This is a genomic window from Sphingobium cupriresistens (assembly GCF_004152865.1).
GTDB lineage: Bacteria > Pseudomonadota > Alphaproteobacteria > Sphingomonadales > Sphingomonadaceae > Sphingobium > Sphingobium cupriresistens.
Map to the genome: position 1 here is coordinate 1 of NZ_SEOO01000119.1, position 1251 is coordinate 1251.

1 pseudogene is annotated in these 1251 nt (G+C 58.8%); it reads right to left on the reverse strand.

The annotated features are described in order from the left end of the window. Positions 1-129 precede the first annotated feature (129 nt). A pseudogene (gene istA, locus EWH12_RS21870) lies at positions 130-1053 on the reverse strand (IS21 family transposase); the annotation flags it as partial. Positions 1054-1251 lie beyond the last annotated feature (198 nt).

Here is a 1251-nt window from a genome sequence, read left to right on the forward strand (position 1 = left end):
CAAATATCGAAATCACTCAACCCTGACAGTAACCAGGCATCTACTGCCTACACCAGCTGTCCCGGATTTACTGAAGCGCTTGTCCGGGATTTAGCGAAGCGGCTGTCCGACTTTTGCGAAATACGCATTCAGAACAGCGTCAAAGCGGCCCGCCGGAAGCAGCTGCAACTCAGGCTGCTCGGCGGCGAAGGCTTCAGCAATAATCCGCTGCGTCGTGCCGTGGACACGGACGTTGGCGACGGTATCGAGCCAGTCGATCAGCTGGACATTGAGATCGTCCAGATTGCGGAAGCTCCGGCCCAGGAAGAAGTCCTTGCGGATATAGCTGAATGGCCGCTCGACCTTTCCCTTGGTCTTGGCCCGATAGGGACGGCAGGCGCGCGGCACGAAGCGATAATGCCCGGCCAGAGCCAGCAATGATCGATTGTAGATGATGTGGCCCTGATCATCTTCCCCGGTCACAGCGGTTTTCATGCGATCGTAGAGGATCTCGATCGGGACGCCGCCGAGCGCTTCAAAGGCCTGCATATGACAGCGCAATAGGCTTTGGAGATCCTGATGCATGACGTAGCGCGCAAACAGGAAGCGCGAATGTCCCAGCACCAGGCTGAACAGCCAGACGATCCGGCTGACGCCGGGCTCATCGGTAAATTCGACGACGAACCGGGCAAAGTCGACCTGTGCCTGCACGCCAGGCGGCGTCTCGAACCGAACCTCAAAGGGCTTAGGGCCGTTTTCCGGCCGGATTGCTGCCAGGAACCGCTTTACCGCGGTATAGGCGCCCATATATCCCAGCTCACGGATTTCCCGCGTCAGGCGCGCCGCCGTCAGATCGGGAAAGGCCGTCACTCGCTCACGCAAAAATTCCAGATAGGGTGCCAGTTTGTTCGGTCGACCCAGCATGCGAGGGCCGTAAACCGGGGCCTCGATGCCCCGTTCGATATATTTTCGGATGGTCTTGGGATCGCGACCAGTGCGTCGGGCAATGGCGGATATCGATACACCCTGCCGATGTAGTTCGAGGATCATCATCAATTCTCCAAGTCGGATCATCGGCCCCGTCTCCGCGTCTGCAAAGGAGATGAGGACAATGTCGGCTCATCTCATTCTGCCGGGGCTAGCCCCGGTCGCGTCCGTCAATGTGGTGTAAAATCGGGTGTGGCCACTGGGCTGCATTTTCAGGCGGCCTTGGGTGTAATCTGTAGCGGCTGTGCCTCCTCGATCATTGGTGTGGCAAGGGCGGCCATGCCC